This window comes from Gephyromycinifex aptenodytis (genome assembly GCF_012277275.1).
GTDB lineage: Bacteria > Actinomycetota > Actinomycetes > Actinomycetales > Dermatophilaceae > Gephyromycinifex > Gephyromycinifex aptenodytis.
The window spans coordinates 424,878-441,132 of the sequence record NZ_CP051155.1; the positions used below are offsets into that span (position 1 = coordinate 424,878).

A 16,255-nucleotide genomic window follows, 5' to 3' on the forward strand; every position below is an offset into this window, starting at 1 on the left:
TCAGTCGACCCGGTCGGCAGCTACCACGCCGCGCATCACCAGGTCGACGGCCGTGCGGGCCGCGCTACGCACCCCCGGGTCCTCAGCCGCGACAGCGATCTGGTCCAGCAGGTCGACGATCTGTTTGCACCGGCGGACGAAGTCACCAGCCGCGAGCTCGGAGTCTCGCAGCACCGCATCCAAGGAACGTCCGCTGGCCCACCGGTACATCACCTTCATGAGCCCTGGGTCCGGGTAGCCCGTCAAGGGCAACGAACGCTCATGTTCGGCATCCTCCAGGCGGCTCCACAACCGCACCATGTGACTGTGCGCCTCCTCGCAGCGCAGTGTCGGCAGCGCGGGCATCGGGTCGGCTTCGTCCCGGCGCGGCTCGTAGATCAGGCTCGTCACCACGGCAGCCAACTCCGCCGGTTCCAGCCCTGCCCACACACCATGGCGCAGGCACTCTGAGGTCAGCAGATCCCGCTCGGTGTACAGATGGCGCAGCCGCTGGCCCAGCGGTGTGACCTGTTCTCCCCCAGCGCTGAGGTAATCGAACTCCAGGAGCAGATCACAGACCCGGTCGAAGATGCGGGCGATGGAGCCGGTGCGCCCGTCCACCTTGCGTTGCAAGCCCGCCGTCTCCCGCTCCAGACGCCACCACCGTTCGGCCCAGCGGGCGTGCTGCTCCCGATCGGGGCAGCGGTGGCAGGGATGTTCCTTCATCTTGCGCCGCAGTTCATCGATGGTGTGCTCAACAGCTGAGGGCGCGACTCCGCCCGAGGTTGCAGCGGCGCGAGGCGGTTCGTCGGGGATCTTCACCCGCAAGGTCGCGGCCAGGTCGCGGCGTGCGGTGGCGTTGCGGGGGTTGAAGGAGGCAGGCACGGGCAGTCGGTCGTAAGGGACCAGGGCGCCGGTGAGGTCGGCAGCGTCCACGCGGCGCAACCGTGCATCGTCGGTCAGTAGCGCCGGCGCGGCGGCTTGCCCCTTGCGTCCCTTGGCCGCGGCGACCACCAGAGCCCGCCCCTCATAGCGGCCTGCGGCGTACCACACCACGTCGCCGGGGGTCAGCTCATCAAGGCTGGCGTGGATCGCCGCCCGCTGGGTCGCTGCTCGGGCCCGGCCCGCTTCCTTCTCCAAGTCCGTGATCCGGCGTCGGATCCCCGCGTATTCGGTGAAGTCCCCCAGCTCACAGGTCATCGACTCGGCGTACCCACGCATCGCTTCTTGCTGCTCGCGGATCGCTCGGGTCATCCCCACCACGGCACGGTCGGCCTGGAACTGGGCAAAGGAGGTTTCCAGGATCGCGCGGGCGCGCGAGCGGCCATGTTGGGCAACGAGGTTCACGGCCATCGTGTACGTCGGGCGGAAGCTGCTGCGCAGCGGGTAGGTCCGGGTGGAGGCCAACCCACCAACGGCGATCGGATCCAGGCGCGGGTTCCACAGCACCACGGCGTGACCCTCGATATCGATGCCGCGCCGCCCAGCCCGTCCGGTGAGTTGGGTGTACTCCGCGGGGGTGATGTCGGCATGGGTCTCGCCGTTGAACTTCACCAGCTTCTCCAACACGACGCTGCGAGCCGGCATGTTGATGCCCAGCGCCAACGTCTCGGTGGCAAACACCGCCGCGATACGCCCCGAGGTGAACATCTCCTCCACGATCTCGCGGAAGGTCGGCAGCATCCCGGCGTGGTGGGCCGCGAAGCCTCGGGTGAGGCCTTCAAGGAACTCCCAATACCCCAGGACCGCCAGGTCCTGGTCGCTGAGCGCCGCAACCCGCTCCTCCACATGACGGCGGATCTGCTCCCCCTCACGAGGTGGGATGAGGCGCACATCCGCGGTGATGAGCTGGCTCACCGCGCCGTCGCAGCCGGCCCGGCTGAAGATGAAAGTGATGGCCGGTAGCAGCCCCTCGCGATCCAGGCGCGCGATCACCTCGGCGCGACTGGGCAGCCCGGCACGCCGCGTGCCCTGCTGGGGCAGCTGGGCGCTGACCTGTTCGCGGGAGCCGCGCGCCTGAGCCGGTACCGCACCAGCCCGACGGGCCTTCCCGCGTCGTCCGCGGGGCGCGCCGGCGTCCTGCAGCCGGCCCCGGCGGTCGGTGGTGCGAGCCATCGCCTGAATCGCTTCCAGCAGGTCCGGGTTCACCTGCACGTCGCTACCACGTTGCTCACGCCCGCGAGCAGCCCGAGCAGATTTGGGGGTGTCGCTCTCCTGGACGAACAGGTCGTACAGGTCACGGCCCACCATCATGTGTTGCCACAGCGGCACCGGGCGGTGCTCTTCCACGATCACCTCGGTGCTGCCGCGAACCTCTCCCAGCCACGCACCGAACTCTTCGGCGTTACTCACCGTCGCCGACAATGAAGCGACCTGCACATGGGCGGGCAGGTGGATGATGACCTCTTCCCAGACGGCACCCCGGAAACGGTCGGCGAGGTAATGCACTTCGTCCATGACGACAAACCCCAAACCGGCCAGCGTGGGCGAGTCTGCGTACATCATGTTTCGCAGAACCTCAGTCGTCATAACCACGACCGGCGCTTCACCGTTGATCGAGGAATCGCCCGTCAGCAGGCCCACGTTTGCGTTTCCGTGCCGACGCACCAGGTCGTTGTATTTCTGGTTCGACAAAGCCTTGATCGGTGTGGTGTAAAACGCTTTGCGGCCCGTGGCCAGAGCCAGATGTACCGCGAACTCGCCGACGACCGTTTTACCCGCACCGGTGGGTGCCGCTACCAAGACGCCCGAGCCGGCCTCCAAGGCCTCGCAGGCCCGCCGCTGAAACGGGTCCAGCCCGAACGGCAGGATCTCGTCGAAGGCGGCCAGTTGGGTGCCGCGGGCGGCTTCCCGCCGCCGGGCCTGTGCGTAACGCTGCGCCGGAGAAGCCATGACGCCAGGCTACGTGAGGCCGCCCTTAGTGGCGCGCGCGGACCTCGGCGGGTCGCTGCAGAGGCCGCAGCCCGTGAGCTCGCCGCCGCCTAGTGCCCCACCGGTGCGGTTCGTCCCCGATCAGAGCGGGCTGGCCTGGTCGTCAGACACCTGCGACCAATCCGGGCGGTCCTTGGCCCGGCGCCGGTCGATCAGCCAGGCGATGCCACACGCGAGGTAATACAAGCCGATCATCGGCAGCGCCAGCGAAAACATCGTCCACGGGTCCGGGGTCGGAGTCATGATCGCAGCGAAGAAGAACAGCCCGATGACCGCGACTCGCCACCCTTTAAGCATGAGTTCGGCAGACAGTACGTGCGCCAGGTTCAGTGCCACCAGGAAGACCGGCAGCAGGAAAGCAGCTCCGAAGGCAAGAATGAAACGGGTCACGAATCGCAGGTAGTCGCTGGCCGGCATGATGTTCATCGCGCTGGCGTCCTCCGGGGTGAACCCCAGCAGAATGACTACCGCCTTCGGCAAGGTCTCATAGGCGAGCCAGCAACCACTGAGAAACAACGGGACTGCACAGAAAATGAAGGCAATCGCGGTGCGTTTTTCTTTCTTCGTCAGGCCCGGGACGATGAACGCCCAAATCTGGTAGAGCCACACCGGGCTGCTGAGCAAGAAGGCGACGAACAACGCCACACTGAACTGGACCGTGAACGGGTCGGTCAGGTTCGGGTAGTTGATACGACCGCCGGCGCTGCGCATCGGAGCGGTGAGGATCGACAGCAGGTCCTTGTACCAGATCCATCCGGGTACGGCCGCGATAACGATGGCGATCGCTGCGACGAGGACGCGATTGCGCAACTCTCGCAGGTGATCCCCCAGGGCCATGCGGCCCTGCGGGTCGCGGCTCTTGCGGCGAGGCAGTCGGGGCATGCTTTCAGTGCACAGGCGGCGGGGTCTGCGTGCTGTCGCCAGTGGCCGGGCGAGGTTCCTCACGGTGAACCGCGTCCTGCTCGGCGGCGCGGTAGGTCTCCTCGCGGTAGCCGTCCTCGCGGTAGCCTTCGCGGGCCTCGCCCCGGACGGTGTCGCGGCTGGCTGCGCTGGGCTTTTCCTTCATTTCTTCGACCTCGGCCTTGAAGATGCGCATCGAGCGGCCCAGGCTGCGCGCGGCGTCAGGAAGCCTCTTCCAACCGAAAACGATGACGATGACGAGGACAAGAACGACTACCTCGGGACCGCCGAGCCATGCGGGCATCGTGAAGACCTTTCATCAGGCTGAATAGCAGGCGTGCCAGGCAGTCTACGGCCTCGCCTGGAACGCAACGGGACCCTCCTGTGGCGCAGGGCCCAGAAGTTGGTGGGAAGTCATCCTTCGTTCACGTCGCTGCGGTGCAACTGCAGCGCCTGAGCTGCGCCGGTCTCGACCTCGCGGGCCAAGGCTGCCGGCTGCACCACATGAGCCGAGCCGCCCAGCCGCCACAGCAGGCGTCGAAGCCAGGTGGTGTCAGGCGTCTTCAGGTGGACCACGGCGCCGCCGTCGCTGCTGTACTCCACCCCTTCGTGGGGGTAGTAGTCGGCAACCCACAACGCTTGCGGTTCGAGGCGCAAAGTCACGAGGAGATCGTCCTGACGGGGCTGGAACAGCCCCGCGTCCAGGTCCCGAGGTCGCGCCTGCGGTGGCGGGGTGCCGTCCACATCCAGCACCTGCACCGCCTCGATGCGGTCGGCTCGGAAGAACCGAGTGCCGTTGGAGCGATGGCACCATCCCTCCAGGTACCAGCGGCCATCGACATTCGTCAGCCGCATCGGGTCGACGTCGCGTTCGGTGCTCTCATCCCGAGAGGGGACCAGGTAACGCAGGTGCACCCTGCGGTGCTGATCCAGGGCGGTGCGCAGGGCGGCCAGATGCTCCGGAGGTGCTTCGGCAGCGATGTCGACGTGGATGCGGGCGCTGGCCGCATCCGCACTCGCCGCCTGCCCCTGGCCCATGGCCTGCTCCAACTTGGCGAGCGTGCGCTCTATCGCCTCACGGTCCACGATGCCGGGGACCTGGGCGAGCGTGCGCAACCCGACGATGAGAGTGAGCGCCTCGTCCATGCCCAACCGCAGCGGACGGGCGATGGTGTCGGCGTTGCCGAGGTAGACCCGGCCGCTTTCCCACTCGGCTTCGATGAGGTCATCGGGCATGCCCCCGGGCAGGCCGCAGACGAACAGCAGCGCCAGGTCGGATTCGATCTGCTGCGCGCTGACGCCGAACTCCGCGGCCGCCTCGCTGATGTCCACGCCTTGACGGTTCAGCAGCCACGGCACCATCGTCAGCAGCCGGGTCAGGCGGGCCGTCGCGGACTCTTGCCCGGAGCCGCCCGCGCCTTTTCGTGCCGGGCTCATGATGCCTGCTTCCGGTGCGCGTCCCAGGCGCCCTGCCATCGGCGAAGCACCGCGTCGCGAAGCGCGGCCGGTGCCTCGATGAAGATATCGGGCCCGAAGCCGGCCAGCTCGTCGGCGAGGATCTCGATGTCGTGAGCAGCGAACTCGATGCAGTCCCAGTCGGCGAGCGCCGATGGCAGGTCCGGAGCCGCTGCTGATGAGCGCACCACCTCCCCGCGGCGGCGCAGGGCATGCCCCGAACCGGGCCGTAGCCGCAGCCGGGCGGTGATGGACTCGCCGTCACGGGCCTGACGAGCCAGCAGCTTGCGGGGCTCGTGATCCTGCGGGATGTCGTAGCTGCCCGCCGGCCCGGCTTTGTGCACGGCGCCTTCGATGCGCCCCAGCCGGAACACCCGAGTGTCGTCCCGGTCGAGGTCGAACGCAGTCAGATACCAGCGGCCGTGCCAGGCGGCGATCCCCCACGGCTGAACATGTCGGCGAGTCACCTCCCCGGTTCGCGCAGCGCGGTAATCAAAGCGGATCGGGTAGGCCTCCACGACCGCGCGACGTACCGCGTCGAAAGCCGGCTCGGTGGTGCGGACCCGGGGTTCGACTCCGATCAAGGAATCGCTGTCCCGCTCGACCCCGTCGGCGCGCAGTTTGCGCAGCGCCTGGGCAGCCGGTCCCGCCAAGGACGCCTGCGCCCAGGTACGTCCCGCCAGGGCGAGCAAGGCCAACTCATCCGGTGCGAAGTCGATGCGGGGTAGCGCGTACTCGCGTCGGTCGATCCGGTACCCCGGTTCGTCCTCGAAGAACTCCTCCACCGGCTCGGTGAGCAGCGGTATGCCCAGGGCGCGAAGTTCGTCTTTATCTCGTTCGAACATACGGTCGAACGCTTCGTCGCTGCTGGTACGTGCGTACGCCTCGACCGCCTGACGAATCTGGGACTTCGTCAGGGGCCGACGGGTGTACAGCAGACAGATGACCAGGTTGAGGAGGCGTTCGGTTTTGGCCGCAGCCATGGGCGTAGACCTCATGAGCCGAACGCTACCCGACACACGTTCGATTCGAAGCCGTGCTCAGCTGGCGTCGAGGATGTCCAGTACGAAGACGAGAGTGTCGTCGCCCTTGATTTGCTCCCCCTGCCCCTTCTCGCCGTAGCCGTCCTTGGGTGGGACGACCAGCAACAGCCGCGAACCGACCGTGTTGCCCGGGATCTTCTCGTCCCAGGCTTTGATGAGCTGGCCAGCGCCGACGCGGAACTCGGCGTAGCCCTGGGGGGTCCTACCGGAGTAGTCGAAGGGGTTCTTCGGGTCGCGCCAGGTGACACCGGTGTAGGTGACTCGCACGGTCTGCCCAGGCTGAACTTTGGCGCCCTTGCCGATGATGAGCGGCTGCATGACCGTCTCCTTCGGCGGGTCCCCGGCGGGCATCGTGAAGGTCGCGGGATCAGCCGGTGTCTTGCCCATCGTGACCTTGGGCAGGCCCTCCTTGGGCGGAACCGGTGTGCCCGTGGCCTCCTTCAGCGGAGTCTTGGCGTCGGTGATCTCGAAGAAGTACAGCAGCGTGTCGTCGGGGGCGACATCCATCTGCGGGTTGCCCTGCTCACCGATCGCTTCGCGCGCCGGTACCGCGACGAGCACCCGCGAGCCGACCTTCTGGCCCAGCAGAGCGGCCCGGATAGCCGGCTGCAGCGCTTTATCCGACATCGACAGGCCCACGACCTGCTGGCCGAAGCTGGACTGGAGTTCCTTGCCGTTCTTGCCGTTGAGCAAGAGGAAGTTGGCCGTCACCGAATGTTCTTCGATGATGGTTTGACCACTGCCCTCGTCGATGACGCGGTGCCCGGACTCGGCGACCGTGAACGGTGTCGTGGGCAGTTTGATGCTCGGCTTGGCGCCCTTGGCGCCGCTGACCTTGATCCCGTCCAGGGCAGGCGTACTGGCCGCAGTGGCGCTCGTGGCGCTCGGGGCGCTCGTGGCGCTCGGGCTGGACGAGCCTGAACCGGTCGCCTCCGGCGTAGAGGATTCTGAACCGCATCCGGCAAGCACGAGGGCCACTGGAAGAGCCGCCACAGTGAGGCGCAGACGTAGAGATTTCACTCGATGACCTTCGTTATATGGACATGGGACAGCGAGATTCACCATAACGCTCGCGTTGCCTGAGCCAGCACGCTCCCCTGGCGAGTTGTGGAAACTAGGCGGATCGTTGGCCGTCCGTGACCTTTGCCGGTACTGCGCCATGCGATGAATGCCCTGAGGTCTGCGCCGATCAGCGCCTCACCGCGGCGGAAGATCCGCAGCGGGGTCGGCCAACAGCTCCATGAGGTGCTCCACGCGGTCGTCCTGGGCCAGGAAAGGGTCCTTGCACAGAACGGTGCGCTGCGCCTGGTCGTTCAGGCGCAGGTGTGACCAGTCGACTGTGTAGTCGCGGCCGCGCCGGTCGGCTTCGCGCACGAACATGCCCCGCAGGTGGGCCCTCGTCGTGCTCGGTGGGTAAGTGCGGGCCGCATCGATTGCAGCCTGATCCACCACACACGTCACGCCGCCTCGCTCGCGCAGTCGGGCGAACAGGCCCCGGCTCGGGTCCACGTCGTGGTAGCTGAGCTCCAGCTGGCGGATCCGCATATCGCCCAGTTCAAGATCGTGTAGCTGGGCGTAACGGGTCAACAGCCGATGCTTGATGATCCAGTCGATCTCGGTGTCGACCAGTTCCCAACGGCCGGTCTCCACCGCACTCAAGGTGCGATCCCACAGATCCAGGACTTGTTCATCCAGCGGGCGCGCCGGTCCGTGCTGGGCGAGGTAATCCGCGGCGCGCTGCTGGTACTCACGCTGGATCTGCACCGGCGTCATCGTGATGCCGGTGGCCAGCGGCACAGGGATCGAACCGGTCAGGTCGCGGTTGATGGCACGGATCGCTTTGGATTCGCTACCCAAGGTCAGGTCAGGAATCTCGACGCCTGCCTCCAGTAGCCGCAGCACCAGGTCGGTGGCTCCCACTTTGAGCAGGGTGGTCGTCTCGCTCATGTTGGAGTCGCCGACGATGACGTGCAACCGGCGGAACCGGTCGGCATCGGCATGCGGTTCGTCCCGGGTGTTGATCATGGGCCGGGAGCGCGTGGTGGCGCTGCTGGCGCCCTCCCACATGACGTCGGCGCGCTGGGAGAGGCAGTAACGCGAACTCCCATCCGGTTCGGTGAGAATGTGCCCGGCGCCCACGATCACTTGGCGGGTGATGAGGAAGGGCAACAGGGCCCGCGAAAGTCGGTTCAGATCTTGGGTGCGCGGCACCAGGTAGTTCTCGTGGCAGCCGTACGAGGTCCCGGCCGAGTCCAGGTTGTTCTTGAAGAGGTAGATCCGGCCGTCCACCCCGTCTTCGGCGAGCCGGGCGGTTGCCTCCTGAACCAGGGACTGCACGATCTGTTCCCCCGCCCGGTCTTGGGCGAGCAGGTCCGGCAGGGTGTCGCATTCGGCACTGGCGTACTCGGGGTGGTTGCCGACATCCAAGTAGAGGCGGGCGCCATTGCCGAGGAAGACGTTTGAGCTGCGCCCCCAGGCCACGATGCTGCGGAACATATAGCGCGCGACCTCATCGGGTGCCAGCCGCCGCTTCCCCTCCTGGGTGCAGGTGAGGCCGAACTCCGTCTCAAGACCGTAGATACGCCTGTCCATAACCAGACTCTACGGCGCGCCGGGCCGGGACGGTCAGCCGCGCTGGGGTGACCCGCCGTCGCGTTCGCTGTGATCGGGGTGCTGGGTCTGGGGGTTGCTGGTGGGGGCGACCGGTTCGGTGGTGCTTCGCGAGCCCTTCGATTGCGCCGAAGAGGTGGCCCGTGCCTGCCCGCCGCCTGCCGGTCGGGGCTGGTCGAGCAACTCGGCCAGGGGCGCGGCCGGGATGCGACGGAAGGCCCGACGCGGCAGGGCGCGATCGAGAACGGCAACCTCCAGCTGTTCGGCTCCCAACTCCCGTGCCGCCCCGCCTGCGGGGTCGGTGGCCAAGGCGTCCACGGCCAGGTGTAACGCTTCAGCCAGTGTCAGCCCGGGGCGCCACCGCGGGGACAACGTCGCGCTGACCGGTTGCGCGGCCCCGCCCATCGCCACGAATCCGTACTCGTCGGCGACCGACCCGTCGTAGGTCAGCCGGTAGATCTGGTCCTGTTCATCGGTACTGCCGACCTCTGCCACCACGATCTCCACCTCATAAGGTTTCGATTCCTGGGTGAAGACGGTGCCGAGGGTTTGGGCGTACGCATTGGCCAGACCCCTGGCGGTGACGTCGGCACGGTCGTAGGAGTAGCCGCGAAGGTCGGCATAACGGACGCCGGCCACCCGCAGGTTCTCGAATTCGTTGTATTTGCCCACGGCCGCGAAGCCGATGCGGTCATAGATCTCACTGATCTTGTGCAGCGCGCGCGAGGGGTTCTCCGCCACGAAGGCGATGCCGCCGCTATAGGCCAGCACCACCACCGAACGCCCCCGGGCGATCCCCTTGCGGGCGTAGTCAGCACGGTCCTTCATGAGCTGCTCGGGTGAAACGTAGAAGGGCATGCTCATCGGGCACCTCCGGGGTTACCGTCACGGGCCGCAACGATCTGCTGAACCACCTCGGCAAGCCGCTGATCGGGTACCAGGTAGGCGCCGTCAGCCTGCACGACCGCGCAGGTCGGCCACAGCCGCCGGCCCAGGTCGGGCCCGCCGGTGGCCGAGTCGTCGTCGGCTGCGTCGTAGAGGGCCTCCACCACGATCCGCAAGGCATCCTCCAGCTCCAGGTCAGGGCGCCACAGCTTCTTCAACGACCCCCGGGCGAAGATGGCCCCGGAGCCCACCCCGTGGTGGTCGTGCTGCTCGTAACACCCGCCCGCGACGTCGTAACTGAAGATACGGCCCAGGCCCGCGTGGGCGTCATAGCCGGCGAACAGCGGCACAACCGGCAGCCCCTGCAACGCCAGGGCGAGGTTGCCGCGGATCATCGTGGCCAGCCGGTTGGCTTTACCTTCCAGGGAGAGCCGGACGCCTTCGATCTTCTCGAAGTGCTCCAGTTCGACCTGGAACAGCTTGACCAGTTCCACGGCGATCCCGGCTGTACCAGCGATACCAACGGCCGAGTGCTCGTCGGTGACGAACACTTTGTCGATGTCGCGGTTGGCGATGATGTTGCCCAGCGTGGCGCGCCGGTCCCCCGCCATGACCACACCGCCTTGGTAGCTGGCGGCGACGATGGTTGTGCCATGCGGTGCCAGCGCCTCGGGAACCGCGCCTGGAAGCACCCGGCGCCCGGGGAGCAGCTCTGGGCTGAGGTCGGCCACGAAGTCCGTGAAGGAAGAGGTCCCCGACTGGAGATATGCCGCGGGTAGACCGGCGTGCCCGGACGGGGTCACTGGCCGCCCTTCTGCACAAAGCCGCGGACGAACTCTTCGGCATCCGATTCCAGGACCGAATCGATCTCGTCCAGCACGCTGTCGATGTCCGCGTTCACTGCGGCCACCCGCTCACCTGTGGGGGCAGGCGGAGGCGTCGGTGCTTCATCCCCATCGCGTCGCTGCGCACGGATCTGCTCCTGACCGGCCATGACCACTCCTCGTCTGAGATTTTCCCGCCAACAGGCGGGGGCACGCTCAACCCTACGAGACGAGCGATCCTGCCCGGCCCGCCAAACCCCGTGTCGCCGCACACCCCTGCGCAGCGGCCGCGTCGCACCCGCCCGCAGGAGCGTGGACGCGGCCGCTGGGTAGGTTCAGGCGTTCGGTGAGACGTCCGTACCGATACCGCGCTGGCGGATCCGGACCTCTTCGGAACCGACCCCGGAAAGCATCCCGGCAAGAACTCGATCGGCGGCATCTTCGTCGATCCCGGTCTGCGCCACCGTCCCGGGCTCGCCTGCGCAGGAACCCTGGCTACCGCAGCCGCTGTCTGCGCCGCACCCGCTCTGCCCGCCGCAGCCGGCTTCCACAGTCTCTACTTCGATGCCGCCGCCCGCGTGCGCCAGAAGTTGGCCGGGCTCGCTCTCCTTGTCCTCGACGATGAAGCCCGCGTCTCGAATCATCTCCAGGTCGGCGATGGCCGCCTGTCCTTCGCTGGTGAGGTAGTCACCCAGGAAGATCGAGTTGGCGATGTGCAACCCCAGCGGCTGCAGGGTGCGCAGGTGAATCTCACGCCCACCGGCGATCCGCACCTCGGAGTCGGGGCAGACGAAGCGAACCATGGCCAGAATGCGCAGACACTGCTGCGGTGTGAGGTTCCAGGTCTCACCCAGCGGCGTCCCGTCGAAGGGGATGAGGAAGTTGACCGGGATCGAGTCGGCGCCGAGCTCCTTGAGGCTGAACACGACCGAGACCAGATCCGCATCGCTTTCGCCGGTGCCGGCGATGAGCCCCGAGCAGGCGGACATCCCTGCGGCGTGGGCCTTGACGACCGTGTCGACGCGGTCCTCGAAGGTGTGCGTGGAGCAGATGTCGTCATAGCGCTCGGAGGCGGTGTTGAGGTTGTGGTTGTAGGCATCGGCGCCGGCCTCGGCGAGCCGCGCGGCCTGACCTTCCTTCAGCAGCCCGAGGCAGGCGCACACCTCGACGTCCGGATGCTCCCCCTTGAGTGCCTCAATGGCGTCGGTGACCTTGGTGATGTCGCGGTCGCTGGGCCCGCGTCCGCTGGAGACCAGGCAAACCCGTTTGGCGCCGCCGTTGACGCCGGCTTTGGCCATGGTGAGCACTGCGTCCGGCTTGGCCAGGGAGTACTTGAGAATCTCGGCTTGGCTGCCGAGACGTTGGCTGCAGTAAGAGCAGTCCTCGGGGCACAGACCCGACTTGATGTTGACCAGGTAGTTCAGCTTGACCCGCCGCCCGAAGAACTCACGTCGCACCCGGTAGGCACCGGCAACGACGTCGAGGATGTCGGCGTCGTGCGTGCGCAACACGGCGAGCGCCTCCTCACGGGTGATCGGCTGCCGTTGCAGAGCCTTCTCAACGAGACTGTCGATGAATTCCATGCCTGGTGTACCTCTCGTGGGCGGATCGGTTGGCTCCCAACATAGACGCCGCAGGTAGCGCTTAGTGCCTGGTCGCCGTGCAATGAGGCGAGGGCGACAGTGCCTCAGATGTCGTCGCTGAGTTCACGCAACAAATCGGCGGCCTCGCTGTGTCGTTCGAACAGCTCCCGGGTGAGGGCAGCGCTGCCCCGGAAGGGCTCCCCCATCGACAACCGCTGCAGTGCTCGCTGACCGGGTAGATCGAACAGGACGGTCTCCCATGAGGCTGCCACGACGTTGCCCGGGTACCGGCGCACACACTGCCCGCGGAAGTAGGCCCGGGTGCTCTCAGGTGGATGGGTCACGGCGTGTTCAATCTCGTCGTCGCTGACCAGACGCTGCATTCGCCCGCGCGCCTCGAGCCTGCGCGCGAGCCCTTTGCCTGCTCGCAGGTCCGACCATTGAATGTCGATGAGGGATAGCCGCGAGTCCTGCCAGGTAAGCCCGTCCCGGGCCCGGTAGCCCTCCAACAGTTGCCGTTTGGCGATCCAGTCCACGCGGTCGGCGCAGGTTGCGGGATCGGTGCCCAGGTCGCTGAGCAGCGTTTCCCAGATATCCAGCACCTCCCGGGTGTCGGCGTCGGCGTCTTCGAGGCGGCCACCGGCAAGCTCACTGCAGTGCTCGGCCGCCAGTTCGTAGTAGGACCACATCAGGTCCACAGCGGTGAGGCGACGCCCGTCGCGGGTTTCCACGGTGGCGCCCAGGTCGGGATCGTGAGAGATCGTCCGCAGCGCCCGCAACGGGTCTGCCAGTTGCAGTTCGCTGGGCACCCTGCCGGCTTCGATAAGGCCCAGGACCAGGCTCGTGGTGCCAATCTTGAGCAGGTTGGCGACGTCGCACAGGTTGGCATCGCCGATGATCACGTGCAGGCGCCGGTATTTATCCCGGTAGGCGTGCGGCTCGTCGCGGGTGTTGACGATGGGACGGCGGTAGGTCGTCTCCAGGCCCACCTCGGCCTCGAAGAAGTCCGCCCGCGAGGAGATTTGATAACCGGGCTCTTCGGAGTTCTGCCCGATTCCCACCCGGCCCGCGCCACACATGATCTGGCGGGCCACAAAGAACGGGGTGATCCCGGCAACGATGTCCTCGAACGGGGTGTGCCGGGAGACCAGGTAGTTCTCGTGAGTGCCGTAGGAGGCACCCTTGCCGTCGGTGTTGTTCTTGTACAGGTCGATCGGCGGTTCGATGTCGGAGGCGGCCAGGCGGGCGGCCTCGGCCATCACTACTTCGCCGGCACGGTCCCAGATCAGCGCCTCCCGCGGGGTGGCCACCTCCGGGGAGGAATATTCGGGGTGGGCGTGATCGACGTACAAGCGTGCCCCGTTGGGTAGGCACACGTTCGCCACGGCCGGGTCATCGGCCCATTCGTCGGTGAGCTGGCTACTGTGCGCCACCGCTCGGCTCATCGTGAAGCCGCGCGCGTCGGCCAGCGGTGATTCCCCGGCGTAATCCCACTTCGTGCGATGTGCCTGCCCGTGCCCGGCGTCGGCATAGCTCGTCACGACCCGACCGGACAGCAGGATGGGGTTCAGCGCCGGCCGGCCAGGGACGCTGATGCCGTATTCGGTCTCGATACCCATCGCCCGTCGCACCGTCATGCGCACCAGCCTACGGGCGGGCACCGACTCGGCGGGGCACTCTCGAGTGGACCGAGCGGATTGGTGCGAGCAAAGATGCTGCTCATGAATCCCCTGCCGTGGCGACTGCGCATTGCCGATTTCGTGGTCCGCCTCGGCGGTCCGGGGGTTACCGACCTGGATTCTGCGGGTATCGCGCGGCGCCGCAGCGCGGCCGCCCATCCGGTGCAGTCGGCGTTGTGGCGGCTGATGAGCGGGCCGGTGGTGCCCCGGGTACGGATTGAGCCGCTGCAGATCCCCGGTCGGCACGGGACCATCGCCGCGCGGGTCTATCGCCCGGCCGCGGCCGATGGGCGCGCGCCGGTGGCAACGGTCATCTTCTTCCACGGCGGCGGTTGGGTCTTTGGTGCACCCAGCGAATACGACCCGTTCTGCTCGTGGCTGGCCGATGCGGCGGAGGTTCTCATCGTCAGCATCGACTACCGGCTGGCACCCGAACACGTCGCCCCGGCCGGGCTGCAGGATGCGTTGGACGCGACCCGCTGGATCGGTGAGCACGTGGCCAGACTGGGCGGGGATCCTGAGCGGCTGGGCGTGATGGGCGACAGCGCGGGCGGGAACCTGGCTGCCGTGGTGACCCAGCAGGTCCGGGATGAGGGCGGTCCCACCCTGCGCCACCAGGTGCTCATCTACCCCAGCGTGGATTCCACGTGTCTGCGGCGTAGCAAGATTGAGCATGCCCGCGGGCCGCTCATCACGCGCCGCGACACCGACACCTTCTTCCGCCTCTACCGTGGCAGCGGCGCCGACGCTCTCGACCCGGCTGACCCACGCATCTCTCCCCTGCAGGGCGACCTGCGCGGCCTGCCGCCTGCCCTCATTCAGACCGCTGCGCTGGATCCGCTGCGTGATGAGGGCCGGGCGTACGCCGACAAACTGCGCCGAAGCGGGGTTCAGGTGCTCGCCACGGACTATCCCAACGCGGCGCACGGATTCGCCAGCATGCCCGCCCTAGCGCCCTCGACCTGGGCCCATCGCAGCGAAATCCGGGACGAGATCCGCCGCCACCTGGCCGGGGGGCAGGTCATTTCCTGATCGAAACGGGGCTGGACCAATCCGAGTTCGGCGGCCATCTCCGCAGTGCTGCAGTCCACGCGCCCGCGACTGCAGCAACGCCTCATCTGCCTGGGACAGCTCCGGGACCTGCAGCGCGGGACCGGTCGATGCGCGGTGGGTTCTCAGCGCAACCATTCCGTTAACCCCGGAGACGCCGCGCGCCCCAGGTTCGCTTGAGTGAGCCTCAGCTGCGGCCTTGCCCGTCGGATTCGAGCTTGCCGAACCAGCACCCGCCGGTGCCGGCCCCGCAGGGGGTTAGGCTGCAAATGCCCCACTCGTTCTGCCCTGCGAGGAATCTCCACGTGCGTGACGTCATCGTCTTCTCCGGATCGGCCCACGAACCCCTCGCCCGGCGAATCTGCGAGCATCTCGGAGTTCCGCTGTCGCCGGTGGATATCGCCCGGTTCAGCAACGACTGTCTGCAAGCGCAGTTGCTCGTCAACTGTCGCCAACGCGACGTTTTCATCGTGCAGCCGCTGGTACCCCCGACACAGGAGCACCTCATGGAGCTGCTCATGATGATCGACGCCGCCCGGGGCGCCTCAGCGGCGCATGTCACCGCCGTCATGCCGCATTACTCGTATGCCCGCTCGGACAAAAAGGACGCCTCCCGGATCTCTCTGGGCGGGCGTCTGGTCGCCGACATGCTCGTCACCGCAGGCGCAGATCGGGTCATCACGATGGCGCTGCATGCCCCGCAGGTACACGGTTTCTTCTCCTGCCCGGTGGACCATCTGACGGCTATCGGCGCGCTCGCTGCGCATTTCCAAGACAACGAGCGCGACCTGAGCGAACACATCGTCGTCTCCCCCGACCTGGGCAACGCCAAGACCGCCACTCTCTTCGCTCGCCTGTTGGGGCTTCCGGTGGCTGCCGGCAACAAGCAACGGCTGGCTGACGACCGGGTCGTCATCGACTCCATCGTCGGTGACGTCAGCGGCAAACGCGCCATCGTCCTGGACGACGAGATCGCTACCGGCGGCTCCATGATCGAACTTCTGGACAAGCTCGCTGAGGAGGGCTGCCCCGGCGCTTCGGTGGTGTGCACGCACGGTTTGTTCGCCGGCAAAGCCGTGGAGCGGCTGAACGCCCACGAACTCATCACCGAGATCGTCACCACCGACACCGTTCCGGCCCCCGAGGGACTCGACAAACTCATCGTGCGCTCGGTGGCCGACCTCTTCGCGGAGGCGATCGCCCGTATCCACATCGGTGAATCGGTCAGCAGCCTCTTCGACGGGGTCGATCCGCGACACGGTTCACCGCAGCTGTCTTTGAACTTTGGCTGAAGCTCACCGCAGACAGATCGGAGC

The 16,255-nt window shown here is 67.1% G+C and carries 14 protein-coding genes; 2 read left to right on the forward strand and 12 right to left on the reverse strand.

Features of this window, described 5'->3' with window-relative positions; translation table 11 throughout:
- The 12 genes from G9V96_RS01805 to dop form a co-directional block, all read right to left on the reverse strand.
- The gene (locus tag G9V96_RS01805) at positions 1-2,871 is read right to left on the reverse strand and encodes a DEAD/DEAH box helicase (protein WP_168581503.1); all 2,871 of its coding nucleotides are present in this window, start codon (positions 2,869-2,871) and stop codon (positions 1-3) included.
- A gap of 120 nt (positions 2,872-2,991) precedes the next feature.
- Entirely contained in the window at positions 2,992-3,792 is an 801-nt protein-coding gene (tatC, locus tag G9V96_RS01810) for a twin-arginine translocase subunit TatC (protein WP_226913378.1), read from the reverse strand.
- A 4-nt stretch (positions 3,793-3,796) separates the two neighbouring features.
- Positions 3,797-4,114, reverse strand: a complete 318-nt coding sequence (tatA, locus tag G9V96_RS01815) for a Sec-independent protein translocase subunit TatA (protein WP_168581504.1) — start codon at positions 4,112-4,114, stop codon at positions 3,797-3,799.
- A 110-nt stretch (positions 4,115-4,224) separates the two neighbouring features.
- Positions 4,225-5,247, reverse strand: coding sequence for a helix-turn-helix transcriptional regulator (locus G9V96_RS01820; protein WP_168581505.1), 1,023 nt, complete (start codon positions 5,245-5,247; stop codon positions 4,225-4,227).
- Positions 5,244-6,263 carry a helix-turn-helix transcriptional regulator gene (locus G9V96_RS01825; protein ID WP_226913380.1) on the reverse strand — a complete coding sequence of 340 codons (1,020 nt, stop codon included), beginning with the start codon at positions 6,261-6,263 and terminating at the stop codon, positions 5,244-5,246. Before G9V96_RS01825 ends, G9V96_RS01820 begins: the two co-directional genes overlap by 4 nt.
- Before the next feature lie 42 nt (positions 6,264-6,305).
- Complete coding sequence (locus G9V96_RS01830) at positions 6,306-7,328, reverse strand: FKBP-type peptidyl-prolyl cis-trans isomerase (RefSeq protein ID WP_168581506.1); 1,023 nt, start codon at positions 7,326-7,328, stop codon at positions 6,306-6,308.
- Between the two features lie 177 nt (positions 7,329-7,505).
- The gene (pafA, locus tag G9V96_RS01835) at positions 7,506-8,900 is read right to left on the reverse strand and encodes a Pup--protein ligase (RefSeq protein WP_168581507.1); all 1,395 of its coding nucleotides are present in this window, start codon (positions 8,898-8,900) and stop codon (positions 7,506-7,508) included.
- Positions 8,901-8,933: 33 nt separating this feature from the next.
- Positions 8,934-9,782: a proteasome subunit alpha gene (gene prcA, locus G9V96_RS01840; protein ID WP_168581508.1), complete on the reverse strand. Its 849-nt coding sequence runs from the start codon at positions 9,780-9,782 to the stop codon at positions 8,934-8,936.
- A complete protein-coding gene (gene prcB, locus G9V96_RS01845) occupies positions 9,779-10,606 on the reverse strand; it encodes a proteasome subunit beta (RefSeq protein ID WP_168581509.1) in 828 nt (275 codons plus the stop codon). The genes prcA and prcB overlap by 4 nt, the downstream gene beginning before the upstream one ends.
- Entirely contained in the window at positions 10,603-10,797 is a 195-nt protein-coding gene (locus G9V96_RS01850) for a ubiquitin-like protein Pup (RefSeq protein WP_168581510.1), read from the reverse strand. Before G9V96_RS01850 ends, prcB begins: the two co-directional genes overlap by 4 nt.
- A 165-nt stretch (positions 10,798-10,962) precedes the next feature.
- Positions 10,963-12,210 (reverse strand): biotin synthase BioB, encoded by a 1,248-nt coding sequence (gene bioB, locus G9V96_RS01855; protein ID WP_168581511.1) that lies wholly within the window; start codon positions 12,208-12,210, stop codon positions 10,963-10,965.
- A gap of 104 nt (positions 12,211-12,314) precedes the next feature.
- Entirely contained in the window at positions 12,315-13,847 is a 1,533-nt protein-coding gene (gene dop / locus G9V96_RS01860) for a depupylase/deamidase Dop (RefSeq protein ID WP_168581512.1), read from the reverse strand.
- An 84-nt stretch (positions 13,848-13,931) separates the two neighbouring features.
- Here dop and G9V96_RS01865 point away from each other — a divergent pair, with 84 nt between their 5' ends.
- Positions 13,932-14,921, forward strand: coding sequence for an alpha/beta hydrolase (locus G9V96_RS01865; protein ID WP_168581513.1), 990 nt, complete (start codon positions 13,932-13,934; stop codon positions 14,919-14,921).
- A 323-nt stretch (positions 14,922-15,244) separates the two neighbouring features.
- Entirely contained in the window at positions 15,245-16,231 is a 987-nt protein-coding gene (locus tag G9V96_RS01870) for a ribose-phosphate diphosphokinase (RefSeq protein ID WP_168581514.1), read from the forward strand.
- Positions 16,232-16,255: the final 24 nt, after the last annotated feature.

Coding starts and splice junctions, on each gene's coding strand:
- G9V96_RS01850 (WP_168581510.1), bottom strand. CDS start 10,797: ATGGCCGGTCAGGAGCAGATCCGTGCGCAGCGACGCGATGGGGATGAA.
- G9V96_RS01820 (WP_168581505.1), bottom strand. CDS start 5,247: ATGAGCCCGGCACGAAAAGGCGCGGGCGGCTCCGGGCAAGAGTCCGCG.
- pafA (WP_168581507.1), bottom strand. CDS start 8,900: ATGGACAGGCGTATCTACGGTCTTGAGACGGAGTTCGGCCTCACCTGC.
- tatC (WP_226913378.1), bottom strand. CDS start 3,792: ATGCCCCGACTGCCTCGCCGCAAGAGCCGCGACCCGCAGGGCCGCATG.
- bioB (WP_168581511.1), bottom strand. CDS start 12,210: ATGGAATTCATCGACAGTCTCGTTGAGAAGGCTCTGCAACGGCAGCCG.
- tatA (WP_168581504.1), bottom strand. CDS start 4,114: ATGCCCGCATGGCTCGGCGGTCCCGAGGTAGTCGTTCTTGTCCTCGTC.
- G9V96_RS01865 (WP_168581513.1), top strand. CDS start 13,932: ATGAATCCCCTGCCGTGGCGACTGCGCATTGCCGATTTCGTGGTCCGC.
- G9V96_RS01825 (WP_226913380.1), bottom strand. CDS start 6,263: ATGAGGTCTACGCCCATGGCTGCGGCCAAAACCGAACGCCTCCTCAAC.
- prcA (WP_168581508.1), bottom strand. CDS start 9,782: ATGAGCATGCCCTTCTACGTTTCACCCGAGCAGCTCATGAAGGACCGT.
- G9V96_RS01805 (WP_168581503.1), bottom strand. CDS start 2,871: ATGGCTTCTCCGGCGCAGCGTTACGCACAGGCCCGGCGGCGGGAAGCC.
- dop (WP_168581512.1), bottom strand. CDS start 13,847: ATGACGGTGCGACGGGCGATGGGTATCGAGACCGAATACGGCATCAGC.